Source organism: Halarchaeum grantii, from assembly GCF_014647455.2.
GTDB classification, from domain to species: domain Archaea; phylum Halobacteriota; class Halobacteria; order Halobacteriales; family Halobacteriaceae; genus Halarchaeum; species Halarchaeum grantii.
This window is the reverse complement of sequence record NZ_BMPF01000003.1, coordinates 253973-275241: the sequence shown is the minus strand read 5'-3', so window position 1 is coordinate 275241 and position 21269 is coordinate 253973. Positions and strand designations below refer to the sequence as shown.

Genomic DNA, 21269 nt, shown 5'->3' with positions numbered 1-21269 from the left:
CGCCGTCACGTATCCCCTAGCTAGCCGCCCGGCCCGCCCGTCACCGGGACGGTGCCGTTCCCGAACAGCCGATAGCCGCCTCGCCCTCGGAGGACGCTCGTGCCGGCGGCGCTGAACACCCGGTCGTGCGTCGCGACGCTCACGCGATAGCGCGCGTCGGAGACGGTGTACCACTGGAGTTTCGCGGAGACGGCGACGTCGCTCTCCGCCGTCGGGACGAAGGAGTCCGTCCACACCTCGCGCGTGACGACGTAGCCGGCGGGCGCGGTGACGCCGCGCGCGCTCGCGTTCACCCCCTCGACGCCGCCGCCGGAGCCGGGGACGGACGCGAACGCGCGCCGCGTGACGACGTCCGAACTCGCGGTGGCGTTCGGCGGCGTATGGCGCGCGAGGAAGCGCGCGGCGTCGCCGACGGCGGCGTACTCGGCGTCGCTCATCGCCACTTGGACGCTTCGCTGTTCGACGTAGACGCCGGCGTCGTGGCCGAGGTCGTCGGCGGTCGCGCGCGTGAACGCACCGCTCGCGCCGAAGGCGGCGACGACCACGACGGCGACGGCGAGGACGACGGGCGCGTGGCGGCGCGGCGCGCGGAGGAGGCGCGCGATGCCGAGGCCGAACGGGAGGACGGCGAGGAGGACGACGACGAACTGGAGGCGCTCGCCCTGCGGGAGGCTGACCGGGAGCGGGAGGAGGAGCACGGCGAACCCGGTGGCACCGACGAGGACGGTCGCGGCGCGCGCGTAGGACTCCGCGCGGTCGAGGAACTCGTAGGCGCCGAGGAGGAGGACGCCACAGCCGAGCGTGTAGTAGACCCCGACGGGCGTCGCGAGCCAGCCGACCGCGCGCGCCACGGAGTCGGCGGGGAGCGTCACGCCGTAGGTGAAGACGACGGAGACGGCGGCAGTGACGGTGTCCGTGAATATCTGGGCGGTGAGGCCGACGATGGCGTAGAGGATGAGGCTCGGCGAGTAGACGAGGTAGGCGAGGACGGCGAGGACGCCGAGGTAGACCGGGAAGCGGAACCGGAGGCGGCGCCACGCGCCGCGCTCGCTCGCGAGGGCGTCCCAGCCGACGAGTCGGGGGAGGCGCGCGCGGAGGGCGGCGACGACGGCGAGGCCGAGCAGGACGCCGCCGAGGAGGACGTACGTGAGGTGGTGGGTGAGGACGAGCGTCGCGACGAGGGCGACCGCGTAGGCGGCGTGCTCGCGGACGCGACTCGTGTGTCGGCTCGCCCGGAGCGCGAGGACGGCGTAGAAGCCGACGAGGAGGAGGCCGAGCGTGAACGACTGCGGGAAGAAGTAGACCGCGTAGTAGGCGGGGAGGTCGAGGACGGTGAACGCGGCGGCGACGCAGAGCGCGGTTCGCGAGTCGCCGAGGAGGCGGACACCGACGAGGTAGACGACGGGCACGAGCGCGGTGTAGGCGACGATTCCCGTGAGGACGATGGCGTCGTAGAAACCGAGGCCGGAGAAGAGCGCGACCGTCCCCGTATAGACGTGGAAGACGGGGAAGAGGTCGTAGCCGTAGGGGATCGATGCGCTCGCGCCGGTCGCGAGGAGGCGGCGGAGCGCGTCGACGTGCGCGAACGTATCGGTGCCGCCGAAGTAGAACCCCGTGGTGCGGTATTTCGCGTAGGCCGGGACGAAGAAGCACGTCGCGAGCGCGAGGAGCACCGACGCCGGTTCGGGGTCGCCGGCGAGCTGGTCGGCGACGAGGGCGTACGCGACGAGGAGAAAGGCGGCGACCGGGAGGACGCGTGCGTCGAGTTCGACGACGGCGAACGCGCAGGCCGCGCCGAGCGCGACGACGAGTTTCGAGGCGACCGAGGCGGGGAGGAGCGCGTTGCGGCCGGCGTGGCGGCGCCGCGTCGCGGCATACGCCACGCACGCGAGGAGCGCGCCGCCGAGCGCGTACCCCGAGCGGATCGCCGTCGGAAGCGCGAACACCTCGAGAGCGGCGAGCGCGCCGAGGAGGCCGGCGACGGCGACGACGCCGAGGGACGCGAGGACGAGGAGGGCGCGGCGCCGCGAGAGCATGCCCGAGACGTCCCACGGTGGCGGCAAAACCCTGCCGGTGACCGCGCTACGTCGCGGCGGGGAGGCGGACGGTGAACGCCGCGCCGCCGAGGTCGGCGTCGCCGACGTCGAGTGCGCCGCCGTAGGACGCGACGACGCGCTCGCAGATGTTGAGGCCGACCCCCGTCCCGCCGCTCTCCTCGCCCTTCTCGCCGAGCTCGAAGATCTCGTCCCGGCGCTCCGGGGGGACGCCGGGGCCGTTGTCGGCGACGGTGACGACGACGTCGTCGCCGTCGCGTTCCGCCGACACCCGGACGTGCGGGGCGTCCGCGTCGTTGTGCTCGACGGCGTTCGCGAACAGGTTCTCGAAGACGTCGCCGAGCAGTTCGTCCGCGCGCACGGTCAGCGACGGGAGCGGCGTCTCCACTTCGAAGGCCGCGCTCGGGTACGCGTCGCGCGCCTGATCGACCTCGCCCTTCACGGTCTCCGCGAGCGGGACGGGAACGAGGTCGTGGTCGTCGCCCTCGACGGCCTGCATCAGCGAGCGCATCGTCTGAATGCGCTCGTCCATGTCGTCGGCGCGCTCGCCGATCGTCTCGAGGTAGCGCTCGCCGCCCGTGTCGACGAACTCCTCGAGGAGCGTCGCGCGCGCCGAGATGACGTTCACGTCGTTGAGGAGGTCGTGGCGGAACGTCCGGTTGAGGAGTTCGAGGCGCTCGCGCTGGTCGCGCAGGCGGTCCTCGCGGGCGAGTCGGCGCCGCGTCTCGCGCAGATGCGTCCCGAGGAGTTCGGCGGCCGTCACCTGCGACTCGCGGAACGAGCCCTCGTCGAGCGCGGCCTGCAGGACGGCGTCGTCCCCGATGGGGACGGTGAGGGTGCGCCGGCCGTCCTCGGTCGTCCGCGTGAGCGCGCCGCCGTCGGTCGGGACCACACCCGGTTGCACGCGGTCGATGCCGTCGCTGTCCACGACCGCCGTCGTCCCGCGACTCGCCACCACCTCGCCGTCGACGACGATGCACGCCGCGTCGAAGTCGATCGTCGCGCGCAGCGCGTTCAGCGTCCGGTCGAACGCGTCGCGCTCGTCGTCGGCGGACGCGAGGTCGGAGGCGACGCGGTGGAGGTGTTCGAGGCGCTCGCGGGCCTCCTGCTCGCGCGCGAGCGCCTTCTGCTCGGTGATGTCGGCGACGCGGACGTGCGCGTGCCGCGACCGGCCGTCCGCCTCGTGGATCGGCGTGACGCTGACGAGGTAGTCGTGGTCGCCGTCGCGGCCGCCCCACTCGTACTCGACCGTCCCGTCGCTCACCGCGTGGACGGCGGCGCCGCCGTCCGGGATCGGGCGCGGCGCGGCGTCGAGTATCGGCGCGGCGTCGTCGCCGAATCGCTCGCGGAACGCCTCGTTGGCCGTCTCGACGGCTCCGTCGCTCACGCGGACGGTCGCGATGGGGTCGTCCGAGTTCTCGTAGAGCGCGGCGAGTCGATCGCGCTCGCGTTCGAGCGTGTCGCGGGTGCGCTTGCTCCGGGCGTTGTAGATGCCGACGGCGAGCGCGACGTCGGCGCTCAGGACGATGCTGTCCATCGCGATGACGTAGGGTTTGATGTCGTTCTGGAGGACGACCTGCACGTAGAGTATCCACCCCATGACGAGGGCGTGGCCGACGACGACGACGAGCACCCAGACGGCGGCGCTCGAGACGTACTCGTCCTCCCAGTCGCGCCGGTAGAGCCAGAGGCTCCCGGCGAGGAGCGTGCCGGCGAGCACGACGCCGACCCCGTTCTCGATCAGCGTCGTCCACAGCGGCTTGAACGGCGGGCGGAGCCAGTCGTCGAGGATGTCGAAGACCGGCGGCCCGAGAAGCACCAGTCCGAGGCACGCAACGACGAGTACTGCGATGCGTCGTCGCAGGGAGGACGTCACTACCGAACCATTCGTGGCGGCGGCGAAAAGCCTGATGGGCAAACGCATAGGTGCCCGCGCTCCCTCGGTAGCCGCATGGAACGCCGGGAGTACTTCGGAACGAGCGGGATCCGCGAGCGCGTCGGCGACGGCCTCACGGCCGACCTCGCGCTGAACGTCGGGCGCGCGCTCGCCGCCGACGCCGAGACGGTGGTGGTGGGGCGCGACCCGCGCCCGAGCGGGACGTTTCTGTCGGACGCGCTCGCTGCCGGCCTCGCGGAGTGCGGCTGTGCGGTCGTCGACCTCGGGCCGGCCGCGACGCCGACGGTCGCGCGGAGCGTCGCGTGGGAGGGCGCGGACGCCGGCGTCGCCGTCACCGCCTCGCACAACCCCCCGGAGTACAATGGCCTGAAGCTCTGGCAGCCCTCCGGGCAGGCGTTCGACTCGCCGATGCAGGACGCGCTCACGGACCGCCTCGTCGCCGAGTCGTTCGATTACGCCGACTGGGACGCCACGGGCGCGCGCCGCGACCGCCCCGGTGCGCGCGAGCGCCACGTCGACGCCATCGTCGACGCGGTCGACGTCGACCCCGACGACGCGCCCACGGTCGTCGTCGACCTCGGGAACGGCGCGGGCGCGGCGTCCGTCGACGCCCTCATCGAACTCGGCTGCGCGGTGGAGACGCTGAACGCGAACCCGGACGGGCGCTTCCCGGGGCGGCCGAGCGAGCCGACGGCGGCGAACTGCGAGTCGCTCTGCGACCTCGTCGCGGCCTCGGACGCCGACCTCGGCATCGCGCACGACGGCGACGCGGACCGCATGATGGCGGTCACGGGCGACGGCGCGTTCGTCGCCGGGGACGCGCTCCTCGCGGTGTTCGCGCAGGCGTTCGCCGGCGAGGGCGACCGGGTCGCCGCGCCCGTCGACACCAGCCTCCTCGTCGACGACGCGCTCGCGGAGGTGGGCGCGGCGCTCGTGCACACCCGCGTCGGCGACGTCTACGTCGCCGAGCGCGCCGTCGCGGACGACGTCGTCTTCGGCGGCGAACCCAGCGGGGCGTGGATATTCCCGGGGGAGACGCTCTGCCCGGACGGCCCGCTCGCCGCCGCGAAGCTCGTCGAACTCGTCGCGAACGGCCCCGGCCTCGACGACCGACTCGCCGCGCTCGGATCGTATCCGATCCGCCGCGACACCCGCGCGGTCGCCGACAAGACCGCCGTGATGGCGCGCGTTCGTGAGGCGGTTTCGGAGGCGTACGACGAGGTGGACGCGCTCGACGGCGTCCGCGTCGACCTCGGCGATGCGTGGTTCCTCCTCCGGCCGAGCGGCACGGAGCCCATGGTTCGCGTCACCGCCGAAGCGCGGAGCGACGAGCGCGCCGACGCGGTGTTCGCGGAGGCGAACGCGGTGCTCGACGACGCGGCCTGATCAGGGCGCTCGCACGCCGCTCGTGGCCGCGTTCGACGCGTCCTCGTCCGGCATCGCGTCCGCGAACCAGCCGTAGAGGACGGCGTCCGAGGCGGCGGTGACGGGGCCGGAGACGAACGTGCCGAGCGCGGCGGCGAGCGGGAGGGCGTTCTGGAGCGCGACGAGACCGGCGCGCGTGTCGAGGGCGGGGACGCCGCCGAGCAGGAGGAGGGTGACGGCGCCCGCGACGGCCGCGTTGAGGAGGGTCGTGGCGAGCCAGACGCCGAACACCGTCCAGCCCTCTCCCGCCGTCGACTCGAGGCTCCGGCCGAGCGCTTCGAGCGGCCCGCAGTCCTCGAGGACGACGGCGGCGACGACGAGGCGGACGGCGAGGTAGACGCCGGGGAGGACGAGGAAGACGAAGCCGATGATGATCGCGATCCCGGCGACGATGGCGGCGATGACCGCGAGCAGGAGCCGGACGCCGAGGGAGTTACGGGCGTCGGTGTCGAGGCCGAGCGCGCCCGCAGCGAGGACGATGGCGGCACCGAGGACGACCGCCGAAACGAGGTTACCGAGGGTGTTCGAGACGACGGTGACGACCGCGAGACCGGCGTAGGCGACGACGATACCGGGCGCGGACGGGAGCAGCGAGAGCGCGGCGCGGAGCGCACGGCGCGCGCTCGGGTCCGCGTCGTGGAGGGACTGTCTGGTCGGGGACACGTCGGCGGCTTCCGTGCGGTGGCACAAAACGCCTTGGGACGCCGTTGTCGAGGGCACAACAGGTATTAGCCACGCGACGCTACGTCGTGGCATGACTGACCGGAGCGGACCGATATCGGTGCTCTGTGTGGACGGCGAGCCCGATATGGCCGCTCTCGTCGGCGAGCGCGTCGCACGCGCCGACGACCGCATCACCACGACCGTCGCCACGAGCGCGAGGGCGGGCCTGACGCGACTCGAGGCGGGCGACGTCGACTGCGTCGTCAGCGGCTTCGACATGCCGGGGATGGACGGGATCGAGTTTCTCGAAGCCGTCCGCGCGACCCACCCGGACCTCCCGTTCGTCCTCTTCACCGCCGGCGGCAGCGAGGCGGTCGCCAGCGACGCGATTTCGGCGGGGGCGACCGACTACGTCCGCAGGGACGCGAACGACGACCCGTACGCGACCCTCGCGCGGCGCGTCCGCGCCGCCGTCGACCAGTACCGGGCGCGGCCGCAGACCGCGGCGTCCCCGGACGTCGCACGGACCGTCCTCGAGGCCTCACCGGACGCGATACTCGTCGGCGTCGACGGCGACTGCGTCTTCGCGAACGCCGCCGCCGTCGACCAATTTGGCGCCGCCGACGCCGACGCCCTCCGCGGTCGCTCCATGACCGCGCTCCTCGGGTCAGCCGACGCTGCCGACGAGCACGCGACCGAGGCGAGCGTCACGTGGGAGCGCCGCACGATTCGCGCGCTCGACGGCACGGCGTTCCCCGCGGAAGTGACGCGCCGCGCCGTCTCGTGGGGCGGCCGGGACGCGACCGTGGGCATCGTCCGCGCGCTCGCCGAGCGGGTGTCCGACACTCACGAGCGCGTGCGCTATCGGACCGCGTTCGAGCAGGCGATGGACGCGATGGTGATCGCGGACGACGACGGGACGTACGTCGAGGCCAACCGGAGCGCGGTCGAACTGTTCGGCCTCCCGCGCGCGGAACTGCTCGGCTCGCACGTCTCCGACTTCGCCCCCGCGGACTACGACTTCGCGACCGAGTGGGAGGGGTTCAAGCGGGGCGGCCTCGACCGGGGGACGTTCCCGCTCCTGCGACCGGACGGCGAGCGCCGCGCGGTCGAGTACGCGGCGACGGCCGAAATCGCGCCCGGCGAGCACCTCTCCGTGCTCCGCGACGTCACCGAGCGCGAGCGCCTCGAGGAGCAGCTGCTGACCGAGCGCGACACCCTCCGCGAGATCTACGAGATAATCGCCACGCGTGAGATGGGCTTCGAGACGAAGATCCGCCGGCTCCTCGACGTCGGCCGCGAGTTCCTCGGCGTCCCGTACGGCTTCCTCACGGAGATCGACGGGGACACCCAGCACATCGTCGCGGCGTGTGGCGACCACGAACTCCTCCAGCCGGGCGAGTCGTGCCCGCTCTCGGAGGCCTACTGCCGGGAGACGGTCACGCGCGCGGAGCTCGTCACCGTGCAGAACGCCGTCGCCGAGGGGCTCTCGGACGACCCCGCGTACGAGCGCTTCGAACTCGGGTGTTACGTCGGGTCGAAGATCCTCGTCAACGGCGAGCTCTACGGGACGTTCTGCTTCGCGGGCACCGAGCCGCGCGCGAACGCCTTCTCCGAGGCCGAGCGGACGTTCGTCGAGCTGCTCGCGCAGTGGGTGAGCTACGAGCTCGAACGCGATCAGGTCACGGCGGAGCTCGAGGCGCAGAACGAACGCCTCGAGGAGTTCGCGTCGATGGTGAGCCACGACCTCCGAAGCCCGCTCTCCGTGGCGCAGGGCTATCTCGAGCTCGCGCGCGAGGACGGCGACCCCGAGCAGTTCGACCGCGTTCGGGACGCCCACGAGCGGATGGGGCGGCTGATCGACGACCTGCTCTACCTCGCTCGCGAGGGCGAGGAGATCGGTGAGACCGAGCCGGTCCCGCTCCGAGAGGCCGTCGAGCGCGCGTGGGCGACCGTCGAGGACGGGTCGTCGGCCGCGCTCGCCGTCGGTGACGACCTCGGGACCGTCGTCGCCGACCCGGCCCGCCTCCAGCAGCTCCTCGAGAACCTCTTCTCGAACGCCATCGAGCACGGCGGGCCGGACGTGACCGTTCGCGTCACGGCGCTTGAGGGCGGCTTCGCCGTGACGGACGACGGCCCCGGCATCCCCGCCGACCTCCGCGAGGAGGTCTTCGAGCGCGGCGTCTCCACCGTCGAGAGCGGCTCCGGCTTCGGCCTCCACATCGTCCGCGAAATCGTCGGCGGTCACGGCTGGCGCGTCGACGTGACGGACGGCCCCGAGGGCGGCGCGCGCTTCGAGATAACGGGCGTGGACGTGACGTAGCATGCCCGACACGATCGCGTCGTTCGTCCCGGAAGTCGACCCCGCCGAGCACGCCCTCGTGGTGGTGAACCGGGACGCCCCGCGCCCGGTGCAGTCGATGCTCGAGGGGCTGTTCGCCGACCAGCCGGTGACGGTGTCCGAGCGCGAGCTCGGCGACGTCGACGCGAACACGGTGGCGCTCGTCATCGACAGCGACATCGTCGCCACGTCGCCGCTGTCCGCGCTCCGGGACTGCGTCCTCACCGTGAACTCCGACCTCTACACGTCGGGCGCGCGCTCGCTCCCCGACGTCGACCTCCCGGCGGTTCTCGACGGCCTCGACGACGTCCCCTTCTCGCTCCGCGGCTTCCCCGCATCGCACACGGAGAAGCTCCTGCTGGTCACGGTCTCGCGACACGTCGAGCACCTCGCGTGGACGGCGGGCGGGGGAACGCTCCGGTCGTCCTTCCAGCGCCTCTCCCGCCTCGACGACGAGCGCGGGACGCGCGACGTCTACGCGCTCGTCTCGGACGCGGGCGTCGACACGCACGTCTACGGCATCCCGGACTGGACGCCGCCGCGCGACCTCGGCGTGACGATGCACGGCGGGTACGGCGAGGACTTCCGGCGGGCGTGGTTCGTCGTGCACGTCCCGGCGGACGACGACGGCGAGCACGCCGCGCTCGTCGCGTACGAGACGGGACGAAACGAGTGGCACGGGTTCTGGACCTACCGGCCGGAGCGCGTCACGGCGATCGACGCCTATATCGCCGAGACGATGTGAGGTCGGCCACTCGCCTCACGCGACGAGGTCGGCGAGGCCGTCCGCGAGCGCGACGGCGGGGTCGTAGCCGAGCCGCTCGCGGGCCTTCGAGACGTCCGCGACGCTCGCGCGGACGTCGCCCGCTCGGGCGTCGCCGAACTCGACGCTGACGGCCGGGTCGACGACGTCGCGAATCAGCGTCGCGAGCTGGCGGATCTCGACCGCGCGGCCGGTGCCGACGTTGAACGCCTCGCCCGTGTGCTCGGTGGTGGCGGCGAGGCGGTTCGCCCGCACGACGTCGGAGACGTGGACGAAGTCCCGCGTCTGCGTCCCGTCGCCCTGCACGCGCAGGGGGCCGCCCGCGCGGGCCTGCTCGACGAAGCTCGTGATGACGCCGGCGTACGGCCCGCTCGACTGTCGCGGCCCGTAGACGTTGAAGTAGCGCAACGCGACGGTGTCGAGGCCGTAGAGGTCGTGGTAGAGCCGGCAGTAGTGGTCGACGCTGAGCTTCTCGAGGCCGTAGGGCGACCTCGGCTCTTTTCGTGCGTTCTCGGTGATGGGCGTCGTCTCGGGCGCGCCGTAGATGGCGGCGCTGGACGCGACGACGACGCGGGCGTCCTCGGCGCGCGCGCGTTCGAGGACGGAGAGCGTCGCGTCGACGTTCACGGCGTGCGTCTCCTCGGGCGCGTCGACGGAGCGCTCGACGCTGACGATGGCGGCCTCGTGGAAGACGACGTCCACGCCGGCCATCGCCTCGGCGAGCGCGTCCGCGTCGCGGACGTCGCCCTCGATGACCGCGACGCCGTCCGGGACGTTCTCGCGCGCCCCGTTCGAGAAGTCGTCGAGGACGCGGACGTCGTTCTCGGGCGCGACCGACTCGACGAGGTGGCTCCCGATGAATCCCGCGCCGCCCGTGACGAGCACCGTCGCGTCCGTGAGCGTGTCCATACGCGCCCTTCCGCGCGCGAGGCGAAATAGGCGTCGCCGCGCACGGTACCGGAAGCCCCGGGCTTTTGGCGCGCGACGCCGACACGACGAGTACATGGCAGACGAACACGGTGGCTTCGAGCACGTCCGCGAGAACGTCGACGGCCACCCGATGCGCAGCCTCCTCGCGTACGCGCGCCCCTACTGGAAGCGCCTCACCGCCGGCGTACTCGCGTCGTTCTGCACGCGCTTCGCGCGCCTCGTCCCGCCGATCGTCGTCGCGGCGGCGATCGACCGCGTCGTCCTCGGGTCCGGCACCCCCGGCCTCCTCGCGGACGCCGGTCTCCTGCCCGCCGCCTCCATTACGACCGAGGCCGCCCGCCTCGCCCTGCTCGAACGCCTCGTCACCGTCGCCGTCCTCGCGTACCTCGTCCGCTCGGTGACGCGCTTCGCCTCCAGATACCTCCTCCAGTCGACCGCGCAGAAGGTCCAGCGCGACCTGCGCGACGACACCTACGACCACCTCCAGCACCTCTCGATGGACTTCTTCGTCGACCACCAGACCGGGGGGATGATGTCGATTCTCAACAGCGACATCAACCGCCTCGAGAAGTTCCTGAACACGGAGTTCCGCCAGCTCATCCGCGTCATCGCGACCGTCGGCGGCATCGGCGCCATCCTCTGGCTCTACTCGCCGAAGCTCGCGCTGATCGCGCTCGCGCCCGTCCCCATCATCGGCCTCGCGAGCGGGCGCTTCCTGACGTGGATCGAGCCCCGCTACACGTCGATCCGCGAGACGGTCGCGCGCCTCAACACGCGCCTCGAGAACAACCTCGGGGGCGCCGCCGTCATCAAGGCCTTCGAGCGCTACGACTTCGAGCGCGAACGCGTCGCCGCCCAGTCGCAGGCCTACCACGACGAGAAGGTCGCGGCGCTGCGCGTCCGTCGCGCGTTCTTCGCGGGCCTCCGCCTCCTCACCGGCGTCGTCTTCGTGCTCGTACTCTACATCGGCGGGACGGACATCGTCACGGGTGCGCCCGGCGCGCTCTCCGCCGGGGCGTTCGCGCTCTTCTTCCTCTACCTCCGCCGGCTCTACTCGCCGATGCGCCGCGTCGGCAAGTCCGCGAACAAGTACCAGCTCGCGAAGTCGAGCGCGGAGCGCGTCTTTGGCGTGCTCGGGCGCGAGCCGACGATCACCGAACCCGACGACCCCTACCGCCCCGACTCGGTCGAGGGCGACGTCGCGTACGACGACGTGACGTTCGCCTACGACGAGCGCCCGGTGCTCCGGGACGTCTCCCTCGACGTTCCGGCGGGCGCGACCGTCGGCCTCGCCGGCACCTCGGGCGCCGGCAAGTCCACGCTCCTGAAGCTCCTCCCGCGCTTCCACGACCCCGACCGGGGCGCGGTGCGCGTCGACGGGACGGACGTCCGCGAGTACGACCTCGCGGCGCTCCGCTCGGAGATCGCGGTCGTCGAGCAGAACCCCTACCTCTTCTCGGGGACGGTCGCGGAGAACATCGCGTACGGCGACGCGGACGTCCTCGACGCCGAGTGGCACGGGGAGGACGTGGACGCGGACGCGCGCGAGGCGGTCGTGGAGGCCGCGACGGCCGCCGAGGCCCACGCGTTCATCACCGACCTCCCCGAGGGATACGACACGCTCGTCGGCGAGCGCGGCGTGAAGCTCTCCGGCGGCCAGCGCCAGCGCCTCGCCATCGCGCGCGCCCTCCTCAACGACCCCGCCATCATCGTCTTCGACGAAGCCACCTCCGACGTCGACACGGAGACGGAGGAGCTCATTCAGGAGAGCCTCGAGCGCCTCATCGAGGACCGCACGGCGTTCGTCATCGCGCACCGCCTCTCGACGATTCGGGACGCCGACCGCATCGTCGTCATGGAGGACGGTCGCGTGACCGAGACCGGCACGCACGAGACGCTCCTCGCCAACGCGGGCGGGTACGCGGACCTCTGGGAGGCGCAGGTCGACGACGACGCGGCCGACGCGACCGTCGCGGACGACTGACGGGTGTCGCGCCCTACTCGAGGGCCGACTTTTCGAGCGGGGCGGCGCTCCGCCAGTAGTGGTCGAAGGTGTCGCTCGCCCACGCGCGCACGGCGTCGTCGTCGGTGTCGAGCGAGGCCTGCAGGACGCCGTTCTCGTCGCGCAACAGCATGTGGACCGTCTCGTCGGCGATGGTGACGGCGAGCGGGATGCCCTCCCCGTGGACGCGGGCGTCGGCGGCGTCGTGCGCGAGCAGGCCCTCGAGGCGCGCGCGGAGGTCCGGAGCGTCCGCGAGCGCGTCGACGGCGTGCTCGGAGAACACCGCGCGGAAGGTGGCGTCGCCGGCGGTAACGCGGTCGTGGACGGCCGCGAGGCTCCGCTCGTTGAACGCGTGGGAGAACACCGTCACGTCCTCGGCGTCCCTGATGAGGTCGACGACGCGCTTCACGGGCGCGTCCGGGCGCGTCTCGCTCGGGAACGTGATGGTGGCGTCCTGCAGATGGCCGAGGTCGAAGTCCATCGCGTGCGTCGGGAGGTAGTCGACGATATCGCGGAGTTCGCGCTCCGTCTCGAGGCTGTCGAGGAGGTCGCTGAGGGCGCTGGCGACGAGGCGGCCGGTGGCCGTCGCGACGTACTCGCTCCCGGCGCGCCTGACCCACGCGCGCTCCTGGAAGTCGGTGAGGATGCGCCCGAGCGTCGCCTGCGAGGCGCCCGTCTCCTCGGCGAGCGCGGTGCGCGTGTGGCGCCCGCCCGCGAGGAGACACAGCACCTCGACGCGGTTCGGCGAGCGAGCGAGGAACTCCACGTCCTCCAGCGCTGACTCCATACGCCATCCTCCTCCCCGTCGCCCTAAACCGCTTTCGCACCGTGAAATCCTTTCACGGCGTGAGCGGCCGGCGCGTCGCGCACGCGTTTCTCCGCGCACAACGTTTTCTGAGCGGACCTATCCCGCCGTGTCCCCTCCCTAGGAGTATGACCGCTTCTACGCGCACGCTCGCCGCGTTCGGTGCCGCGAGCCTCCTCTTCGGTGGGACGTTCGTCGCCACCAAGTTCGGCCTCGCGTTCTTCCCGCCTCTACTCTTCGTCGCGTTCCGCTTCGATGTCGCCGCCGTCGCGCTCGCCTCCTACGTCGTCTACGCGCACCGCGACGCCCTCGTGCCGCGCACGCGCGGCGACCTCGCGGGCATCCTCGCCACCGGCGCGCTCTCCATCGGCCTCACGAACGCCCTCCTCTTCGTCGGCCAGCAGTACGCCTCGAGCGCCGTGGCCGCCGTCGTCTTCAGCCTCAACCCCATCCTCACGCCCGTCTTCGCGGGCCTCCTCCTCGCCGAGGAACGCCTCTCGCGGCGCGGCGCCGTCGGCCTCCTCGTCGGCCTGCTCGGCGTCGGCCTCGTCGTCAACCCCGACCCCGCGAGCTTCCTCGCGGGCGGCCCCGGCAAGCTCCTCGTCTTCGCGGGCGCCATCGCCGGCGCGCTCGGGAGCGTCCTCATCCGCTGGGCGGACAGCGACCTCTCCAGTAGCGTGCGGACCGCGTGGGGGCTCCCCATCGGCGCGCTCCTCTGTCACGGCCTCAGCCTCGCGAGCGGGGAGTCGCTCGCCGCTGTCGCGTGGACGCCGCAGGCGCTCCTCGCGCTCGCGTACGTCGGCGTCTTCGCCGGCGCCATCGCCTACATCGCCTACTTCGGTCTCCTCGACACGACGGGCGCCATCCGCGCGAACCTCGTCTTCTACCTCGTGCCCGTCGTCGCCACCGCCGGCGGGTGGGCGCTCCTCGGCGAGACCGTCACGACGCTCACCGTCGTCGGCTTCCTCGTCGTCTTCGCCGGCTTCGCCGTCCTCGGGAGCGACTCCGTCGACGCCGACATCGACGTCGACGCGCTCGCGGCCGCCCTCCGCGAGCGCCTCCCCGCCGGCCGCCGCGACGACGCCCTCGGCGTCGAGTTCGAGGACGCCCCGCGCGGCTTCGAGTCCGACTGACGCGCGGTGCTCTCCCCGACTCGAAACCCCGCTCGCTTACTCCTCGGTCTCCGTCTTCACCACGACCGCCGGGCGCGTGCTCAGGCGGAGGACGCGGTCCGTGATGCTCCCGATGAGCGCGCGGTACTCGTCGGGGCGCCGCTTCGTCCCGAGGACGAGCACGTCGGCGTCCGCCTCCTCCGCGTAGTCCACGATGGTGTTCGCGGGCTCGCCGCGCTCGAGCGCCTCCACGACGTCGACGCCCGCTTCCCCGGCGGCCTCGCGCACCGCCGCGATGGCCTCGCCGCCGTGCTCCGCCAGCCCGTGCTCGGGGCCTTCGGCCTCGTCCACGTACTCGTCGCCGCTGTAGGCCTGATAGACGTCCTCGTCGACGACGTAGAGGACGTGCAGCGTCGCGTCGTGGGCCGCCGCGAGCTCGATCGCGTGCGACTCGGCGTTCTCGGAGGCGACCGTCCCGTCCGTGGCGAGTAGGATTCGCTCGTACATCACGTCGGGAGTTCGCCCCCCGCGCAAATAACGGTGGGTGGCCGTCGCCGTCCCGCGGGACCGACGCCGTCGTCGAGGGACGACGGCGGGCGTGCCGTCACTTTTTCACGCGCGCGGCGCCGACGACGCGACATGCAGCTCACGGACGCACTCCGCACGCTCCTCGACGCCATCGACGGCTACGAGGACGACGTGGCGGCGCAGATAAGCAAGCGAACGAGCGTGACCGAGACGCAGGTCACGCAGGGCATCGAGCTCGCGCGCGAGGAACTCGGGATGGACGCGAACGAAGAGGAGTCGCGCTGACTCACGGCCGCTCCGGCCGGCAGTGACTCGGGCGCCGCTCGACCCGTCGCCTCCGAATCGGGCATCGCGCTTAACCGGTGGTGACTCGAAGCCGAGGGCATGAACGGCGGGCTTCGGGCGCGGGCGAGCGCGCATTCGTGGATCGCGGTCTCCCTGCTGGGCGTTCTCGCCCTCCTCGTGCCCCTCTACGACGCGTGGGACGACGTCACCACCCTCTCGTGGGGGGTGACGGCGACGGCCGTGGAGAACGCCCCCCTCGTCCTGCTCGCGCTCGGCCTCGTCTGGGGCGGCGTCTGGCTCCGCCGGCGCGACTGGGCGGACGCCTACACGGCGACGGTCGCGAAGTGGACGGTCGGGATCACCGCGGTGCTCGCCGGCCTCTACGCGCTCGTCGTCGTGCTCCAACTCTGGGCGATGCGCGCCCTCAAGCCGCTCGTGCTCGCGCTCGACGGGGTCGTCTTCGGCGCCGCGCTCGCGTTCGGCGTCGGCGTCTACAGCGCGCGCCAGCGCATCGCTCGCGACGACCTCGCGCGGAGCCGCGAGGAGTATCGGACGCTCACCGACGACGTCCTCGACACCTCCGAGGTCGCGACGTTCATCCTCGACGAGGAGTTCGACGTCGTCTGGGTCAACGAGGCGGTTGCGGAGTACTTCGGAACCGAACGCGCGGACGTCGTCGGCCGGCACAAGCCCGCCCTCGTCGAGGAGTCCATCGCGGCGCGCTTCGAGGAGCCGTCGGCGTTCCGCGAGCGCGTGCTCGAGACGTACGCGCCCGACGCCGGCGCGGCGGAGTTCGAGTGCCACCTGCTCGGCGGGCCGGAGCGCGAGGAGCGCTGGCTCAAACACTCGAGTCAGCCGATCGAGAGCGGGCTCTACGCGGGCGGGCGCATCGAGCACTACACGGACGTCACGGCGGTGAAGCGCCGCGAGCGCGAACTCGACCTCCGCGAGCGCAAGCTCCGCGAGCTCTACGAGGCGATCTCGGACGCGTCGCTCACCTTCGAGGAACAGGTCGACGCCCTCATCGGGGTGGGTCGCGAGCTCCTCGACGCCGACTACGGCTCGTTCGCCCGCATCGACGCCGACGCGGACGCCTACCACGTCGAGGTCGCCCAGTCCGAGGCCGGCGACGTCGCGGCCGGCGAGACCCTCCCGCTCGCGGAGACGCACTGCCGGCACACGGTCGCCGCCGAGCGCACGATCCAGTTCGGCACGCGGCCGCTCGACGTCGCGGAGAAGGCGTACGGGACGGACGCCGGCTTCGAGTCGTACGTCGGGACGCCGGTCTACGCGGACGGCACGCTCTACGGGACGCTCTGCTTCCTCGACCGGGCGGAAGCCGACGCGTTCGACGACTGGCAGCTCACGATGGTCGAGCTGATGGGGAGCTGGATCGGCTACGAGCTCGAGCGCACGCAACTCCTCGAAGCGCGCCGTCGCGACCTCCGCGAGGAGGAGGCGAAGTTCGAGGAGTTCGTCGACAGCGTCGACGACTACGCCATCCTCACGCTCGACGAGGGCGGGCACGTCACGTCGTGGAACCCCGGTGCGGCGCGGATAAAGGGCTACGAGCAGTCGGAGATCGTCGGCGAGCACTTCTCCGTCTTCTACCCCGAGGAGCGCGTCGAGGCGGGGATACCCGAGTCGCTGCTCGCGGAGGCCGCCGAGACCGGGCAGGCCAACGACGAGGGGTGGCGCGTCCGGCAGGACGGCACGCGCTTCTGGGCGGACGTAACGATCGCGGCGCGTCACGACGCCGACGGCGCGCACGTCGGCTACACGAAGGTGGTCGAGGACATGACCGAGCAGCGCGAGCGCGAGCGCGAACTCGAACACGAGCGCGAGCGCCTCGAGTTCATGAACCGCATCCTCCGACACAACATCCTGAACGGGCTGAACCTCGTCGGCGCCCGCACCGACATCCTCGAGGACCGAATCGACGACCCGGAATCCCGCGAGCACGTGGAGACGATCTCCCGTCGCGCCGACGACCTCTCCTCGCTCATCGGCACGATGCGGACGTTCATGGACGCGGTCGTGAACGAGTCGGAGCACGAGACGTACCCGGTGTCGCTCCGGGCGGAACTCGAGGCGGCGGTCGCGCGCGTCGCCGACTCCCACCCGGCCGCGGTCTTCGAGACGCACGACCTCCCGGACGCCGAGGCGACGGTGGTCGGGGACGACCTCGTCAGCGAGGTCCTCGAGAACGTCCTCGAGAACGCCGTCGTCCACAACGACGCGGAGACGCCGCGCGTCGAGGTGTGGGTGACGGAGACGACCTGTGCGGTGGACGCCGACGCGGCGAGCGGCGACGCGCGGACGGGCGGACAGTTGGACGACGGGGCGGAAACGGCCGAGCGCGACGCGCTCTGCGTGCACGTCGCCGACAACGGCCCCGGCATCCCGGACGAGGAGAAGGCGTCCGTCCTCCGGAAGGGGGTCTCCGAACTCAGCGAACCGGGGAACGGCTTCGGGCTCTACCTCGTGACGGAGATGATGGCGGCCTACGGCGGCGCGGTCGACGTCCGCGACGCCGACCCCGGCGGGCCGGAGGAGGGGGCGGCGTTCGAACTCGTCTTTCCGCGCGCGGAGTGAGGGGCGCCGCGGCGGCCCCGCCGACCGAACGGCTAAGTGCCCGGTCACACGACGGCATGTATGGGTACGACGTCCCACGACTACTCGGACGACACCGTGATCGTGACTGGTGCGACCTCCGGAATCGGCCGCGAGGTCGCGCTCCGCTTCGGCGAGGCGGGCGCGACCGTCATCAACGCGGACCTCCGCGAGGTCCCGAAGGAGGACGGTCTCTCGACGCCGACGCACGAAGCCATCGAGGAGGCGGGCGGTCGCGCGGAGTTCGTGGAGACGGACGTCTCCGACGCGGACGCGGTCGCGGCGGTCGTCGAGGGCGCGCGCGAGTTCGGCGGCGTGGACGTCATGGTGAACAACGCCGGGATCTACCGCCACGCCTCGCTCACCGAGACGGAGACGGCGGCGTTCGACCAAGTGATGGCGATAAACGCTCGCGGCGTCTTCGCGGGCTGTCGGGCGGCCGCGCGCGACATGCTCGATCGCGGCGTCAAGGGCGCCATCGTGAACACGGCGTCGGTGAGCTCCGAGTACGCGCAGGTCGGCCACTCGATGTACGACGCCTCGAAGGGCGCGGTGATGATGCTCACGCGGGTCGCGGCGGCGGAGCTCGCGCCGCACGGCATCCGCGTGAACGCCGTCGCGCCCGGCATCATCGAGACGTCGTTCGGCGAGGGGAACCCCGACATCGGCGGCGAGCGCGAGGAGTCCTTCATCGTTGACGACGCCGACCTCCCGGACCTCGACGCGACGACGGTCGGCTCGGACATCCCGATGGACCGACTGGGGACGCCCGAGGACCTCGCGGGCGCCTATCTCTTCCTCGCGGGCGACGACGCCGACTACGTCACCGGCCACCTGCTCTACGTGGACGGTGGCTACCACACCGTCTGATTCGCGCGGCGCTCACGCCGTTTCGTCCTCTACGAGCGGCCATCCCGCCCGCTCGGCGGCGTCCCCGACGAGTTGGAACTCCCAGTCGAGGAAGTCGGCGGGCCGCCGGTCGTCCTCGGTGGTGGCGACGTAGACGTAGCGCGCGGTGTCCGCGTCGTCGCGGATGCCCTCGAGCGCGAGCCAGATGTCGAGCTCGCCGAGGTCGTAGTCCTGCGGGAGGTCGTCCGCCTCGACGACGCGCTCGACGCCGCCTCGGTCGTGGTCGACGACGCCGACGTGCCGACTCCACCGCCGCGCGTCCTCGAGGGCCGCCTTCGGGTCCGCGAGGCGCTGGATGGCCGCCAGCGAGAACGCGAGCGTCATCTCGCCGCCGTCACTACCGCCGGTGATGCTCATGCGTCGAGCGTGCGTGCGCCGGGCGTAAAACTCTCACTCGACCGCGCCGTCCGGTGGCGGCGGAAATATACCAGCATCGACCCGACTACGGTCGGGTGGGCACTTTAGTGGCTGTCCGCCCTTTCAGCACGTATGCCCGTTCACGAGCACTACATCGACGGCGAATGGCGGTCCGGTGAGGGCGAGGAGACGTTCGAGAGTCGCTCGCCGGCGACGCGCGAGACGCTCGGCGAGTTCCAGCGCGGGACGCCGGCGGACGTCGCGGCGGCCGTCGAGGCCGCCGAGGACGCACAGGAGGAGTGGCGCGCGCTCTCCTACGTGGACCGCGCGGAGTACCTCTGGGAGATCTACGAGGAGCTGAAGGACCGCCACGAGGAGCTCGGGCGGACCGTCTCACAGGAGTGCGGGAAGGAGATCAGCGAGGGGAAGGCGGACGTCACCGAGGCGTGGCACATGGTCGAGTGGGCGGCCGGGAACGCCCGCCACCCGCACGGCGACGTCGTCCCCTCCGAAATCCCGAGCAAGGACGCCTACATGCGCCGCAAGCCTCGCGGCGTCATCGGCTGTATCACGCCGTGGAACTTCCCGGTCGCCATTCCGTTCTGGCACATGGCGCTCTCGCTCGTTGAGGGCAACACGGTCGTGTGGAAGCCCGCCGAGCAGACGCCGTACTGCGGGCAGATAATCGCCGAGATGTTCGACGACACCGGCATCCCCGACGGCGTGTTCAACATGGTGCAGGGGTACGGCGACGCCGGGAACGCAATCGTCGAGAACGACACCGTCGACACCGTGCTCTTCACGGGGAGCGCGGAGGTCGGCCACTCCATCGCGGAGAAACTCGGCGGCGTCCCCGGCCGCGACGTCGCCCTCGAGATGGGCGGGAAGAACGCGGTCGTCGTCACCGAGGAGGCCGACCTCGACATCGCCGTCCACTCCGCGCTCATGTCCTCGTTCAAGACGACGGGCCAGCGCTGCGTCTCCGCCGAGCGCCTCATCGTCCACGAGGACGTCTACGATGAGTTCAAGTCGCGCTTCGTCGACCTCGCCGAGGACGTCGCGGTCGGCGACCCGCTCGACGAGAACACCTTCATGGGCCCGCTCGCGGACGCCGATCAGGTCGAGAAGTTCCACGACTACAACCAGCTCGCCCGCGAGGAGGGCGTGGACGTCCTCGTCGACCGCGAGGACCTCGACGCCGAGGAGATCCCCGACGGCCACGAGGAGGGCTTCTGGGTCGGGCCGTTCGTCTACGAGGCCGACTACGACGCCGAACTGCGCTGCATCGAAGAGGAAGTCTTCGGCCCGCACGTCGCGCTCATCCCCTACTCCGGCGACATCGAGCGCGCGCTCGAAATCCACAACGCCGTCGACTACGGCCTCGCCGGCGCCATCGTCAGCGAGGACTACCGCCAGATCAACTACTACCGCGACCACGCGGAGGTCGGCCTCTCCTACGGCAACCTCCCCTGCATCGGCGCGGAGGTCCACCTCCCCTTCGGCGGCGTGAAGAAGTCCGGCTCCGGGCCCGCGTCCGCGCGCGAAGCCATCGAGGCCGTCACCGAGCGCACGGCGTGGACGCTCAACAACTCGAAGGACATCGAGATGGCCCAGGGCCTCTCCGCCGACATCAAGACCGACGACGAATAACCGCCACCCGCGTCGGTTCTCCCGCTTCGCCACGTTCTTCCGGTTCGCTCGTCGTTCCCGCTCCGTTCGCCTCGCTCTCCCGTCTTTCCCTCCTTTTCGCCCGCTCGCCGCCCGTGCCGCGTGCCCGCCTGCTCGGAGGCGTCCGAAAGACAGCCTTATGGTATCGTTTGCCAAAAGGAACCCAGAGGTATCGTCACACTATGAGTCAGGCAACGGCGGGAACGGGAACGCATCTCACACTCGACCTGTGGCACCCGGAGTGCTGGGCGATCCGCGCGACCGATCGCCTCCCCGGGGGCGTGCTCGCGCACGCCATCTACGACAACCCCGTCGGCGGGGACGCGACGGCGCGCGGCGTCTTCACGGCGTTCGGGGAGAGCGAGTCGGAGGTCGAGGCGCTCCTCGCGGACATCGAGGACTCCCCGCTCACCGGGAGCCTGAACGAACTCCAGACGCGCTTCGACACGCGCCGCGTCACCCCCGGCTCCGTTTCCCGGGAGTTCTTCCTCGAGTACGACCCGAGCGACATGATCTGCCCGCAGCTCCTCGAACGCGGCTTCGTCCACAACGCGCCCGGGCGCATCGAGGACGGCCGCGAGTCGTGGCACGTCTGCTACGCGGGCGAGCGCTCGGAGATCGAGGCGGAGATCGACGAGATACGCGAGCGCACGGGCGCGGACATCGAGGTCGCGAGCGTCTCGACGGCGGGCACGGACGCGCGCCAGACGCGCCTCCTCGATAAGCTCACGCCGAGTCAGCGCGAGGTCTTCGAGCTCGCGCGCGAACGCGGCTACTACGAGTGGCCGCGCGAGGTCTCGACGCGCGAGCTCGCGGACGAACTCGACATCTCGAAGACGACGCTCCTCGAGCACCTGCGCAAGGCCGAGGGGACGCTCCTCGACTTCTGATTCTCACTGTGAAAAACCGCGGGCCGT

At 71.7% G+C, this 21269-nt stretch carries 17 protein-coding genes; 10 read left to right on the top strand and 7 right to left on the bottom strand.

The features are described 5' to 3' along the window. Positions 1 to 20: 20 nt before the first annotated feature. Entirely contained in the window at positions 21 to 2036 is a 2016-nt protein-coding gene (locus IEY12_RS11315) for a hypothetical protein (RefSeq protein ID WP_188883824.1), read from the bottom strand. Positions 2037 to 2082: 46 nt separating this feature from the next. After that, complete coding sequence (locus IEY12_RS11310) at positions 2083 to 3930, bottom strand: sensor histidine kinase (RefSeq protein WP_188883823.1); 1848 nt, start codon at positions 3928 to 3930, stop codon at positions 2083 to 2085. Between the two features lie 75 nt (positions 3931 to 4005). On the opposite strand from IEY12_RS11310, the gene glmM reads away from it, so the two are divergent. Beyond that, positions 4006 to 5337: a phosphoglucosamine mutase gene (glmM, locus tag IEY12_RS11305; protein WP_188883822.1), complete on the top strand. Its 1332-nt coding sequence runs from the start codon at positions 4006 to 4008 to the stop codon at positions 5335 to 5337. Here the strand turns inward: glmM and IEY12_RS11300 are convergent, their stop codons facing one another. Then, complete coding sequence (locus IEY12_RS11300; protein WP_188883821.1) at positions 5338 to 6039, bottom strand: hypothetical protein; 702 nt, start codon at positions 6037 to 6039, stop codon at positions 5338 to 5340. 91 nt (positions 6040 to 6130) lie between these two features. Between IEY12_RS11300 and IEY12_RS11295 the strand changes: the two genes are divergently transcribed. Then, positions 6131 to 8362: a PAS domain S-box protein gene (locus IEY12_RS11295; protein WP_188883820.1), complete on the top strand. Its 2232-nt coding sequence runs from the start codon at positions 6131 to 6133 to the stop codon at positions 8360 to 8362. Between the two features lies 1 nt (position 8363). Beyond that, a complete protein-coding gene (locus IEY12_RS11290; RefSeq protein WP_188883819.1) occupies positions 8364 to 9125 on the top strand; it encodes a histidine kinase in 762 nt (253 codons plus the stop codon). 15 nt (positions 9126 to 9140) lie between these two features. Here IEY12_RS11290 and IEY12_RS11285 read toward each other — a convergent pair whose 3' ends face one another. Continuing rightward, a complete protein-coding gene (locus tag IEY12_RS11285) occupies positions 9141 to 10052 on the bottom strand; it encodes an NAD-dependent epimerase/dehydratase family protein (RefSeq protein ID WP_188883818.1) in 912 nt (303 codons plus the stop codon). Positions 10053 to 10146: 94 nt separating this feature from the next. Here IEY12_RS11285 and IEY12_RS11280 point away from each other — a divergent pair, with 94 nt between their 5' ends. Next, the gene (locus IEY12_RS11280) at positions 10147 to 12057 is read left to right on the top strand and encodes an ABC transporter ATP-binding protein (protein ID WP_188883817.1); all 1911 of its coding nucleotides are present in this window, start codon (positions 10147 to 10149) and stop codon (positions 12055 to 12057) included. 13 nt (positions 12058 to 12070) lie between these two features. Here IEY12_RS11280 and IEY12_RS11275 read toward each other — a convergent pair whose 3' ends face one another. Further along, a complete protein-coding gene (locus IEY12_RS11275) occupies positions 12071 to 12862 on the bottom strand; it encodes a helix-turn-helix transcriptional regulator (protein WP_188883816.1) in 792 nt (263 codons plus the stop codon). A gap of 146 nt (positions 12863 to 13008) precedes the next feature. Between IEY12_RS11275 and IEY12_RS11270 the strand changes: the two genes are divergently transcribed. Beyond that, complete coding sequence (locus IEY12_RS11270) at positions 13009 to 14013, top strand: DMT family transporter (protein ID WP_188883815.1); 1005 nt, start codon at positions 13009 to 13011, stop codon at positions 14011 to 14013. A gap of 36 nt (positions 14014 to 14049) precedes the next feature. Here IEY12_RS11270 and IEY12_RS11265 read toward each other — a convergent pair whose 3' ends face one another. Further along, entirely contained in the window at positions 14050 to 14499 is a 450-nt protein-coding gene (locus IEY12_RS11265; RefSeq protein WP_188883814.1) for a universal stress protein, read from the bottom strand. A gap of 132 nt (positions 14500 to 14631) precedes the next feature. Here IEY12_RS11265 and IEY12_RS11260 point away from each other — a divergent pair, with 132 nt between their 5' ends. The 3 genes from IEY12_RS11260 to IEY12_RS11250 all read left to right on the top strand — a co-directional run bounded on the left by IEY12_RS11260 (position 14632) and on the right by IEY12_RS11250 (position 18288). Then, entirely contained in the window at positions 14632 to 14805 is a 174-nt protein-coding gene (locus tag IEY12_RS11260; RefSeq protein ID WP_188883813.1) for a hypothetical protein, read from the top strand. Between the two features lie 99 nt (positions 14806 to 14904). Further along, positions 14905 to 17400: a PAS domain S-box protein gene (locus IEY12_RS11255; RefSeq protein ID WP_188883812.1), complete on the top strand. Its 2496-nt coding sequence runs from the start codon at positions 14905 to 14907 to the stop codon at positions 17398 to 17400. Between the two features lie 60 nt (positions 17401 to 17460). After that, a complete protein-coding gene (locus IEY12_RS11250; protein WP_188883811.1) occupies positions 17461 to 18288 on the top strand; it encodes an SDR family NAD(P)-dependent oxidoreductase in 828 nt (275 codons plus the stop codon). A gap of 12 nt (positions 18289 to 18300) precedes the next feature. Here the strand turns inward: IEY12_RS11250 and IEY12_RS11245 are convergent, their stop codons facing one another. Further along, positions 18301 to 18684 (bottom strand): DUF7124 domain-containing protein, encoded by a 384-nt coding sequence (locus IEY12_RS11245; protein ID WP_188883810.1) that lies wholly within the window; start codon positions 18682 to 18684, stop codon positions 18301 to 18303. 132 nt (positions 18685 to 18816) lie between these two features. Here IEY12_RS11245 and IEY12_RS11240 point away from each other — a divergent pair, with 132 nt between their 5' ends. Together IEY12_RS11240 and IEY12_RS11235 are read left to right on the top strand one after the other, a co-directional pair. Next, the gene (locus tag IEY12_RS11240; protein WP_188883809.1) at positions 18817 to 20334 is read left to right on the top strand and encodes an aldehyde dehydrogenase family protein; all 1518 of its coding nucleotides are present in this window, start codon (positions 18817 to 18819) and stop codon (positions 20332 to 20334) included. A gap of 200 nt (positions 20335 to 20534) precedes the next feature. After that, positions 20535 to 21242, top strand: a complete 708-nt coding sequence (locus IEY12_RS11235) for a helix-turn-helix domain-containing protein (RefSeq protein ID WP_188883808.1) — start codon at positions 20535 to 20537, stop codon at positions 21240 to 21242. Positions 21243 to 21269 lie beyond the last annotated feature (27 nt).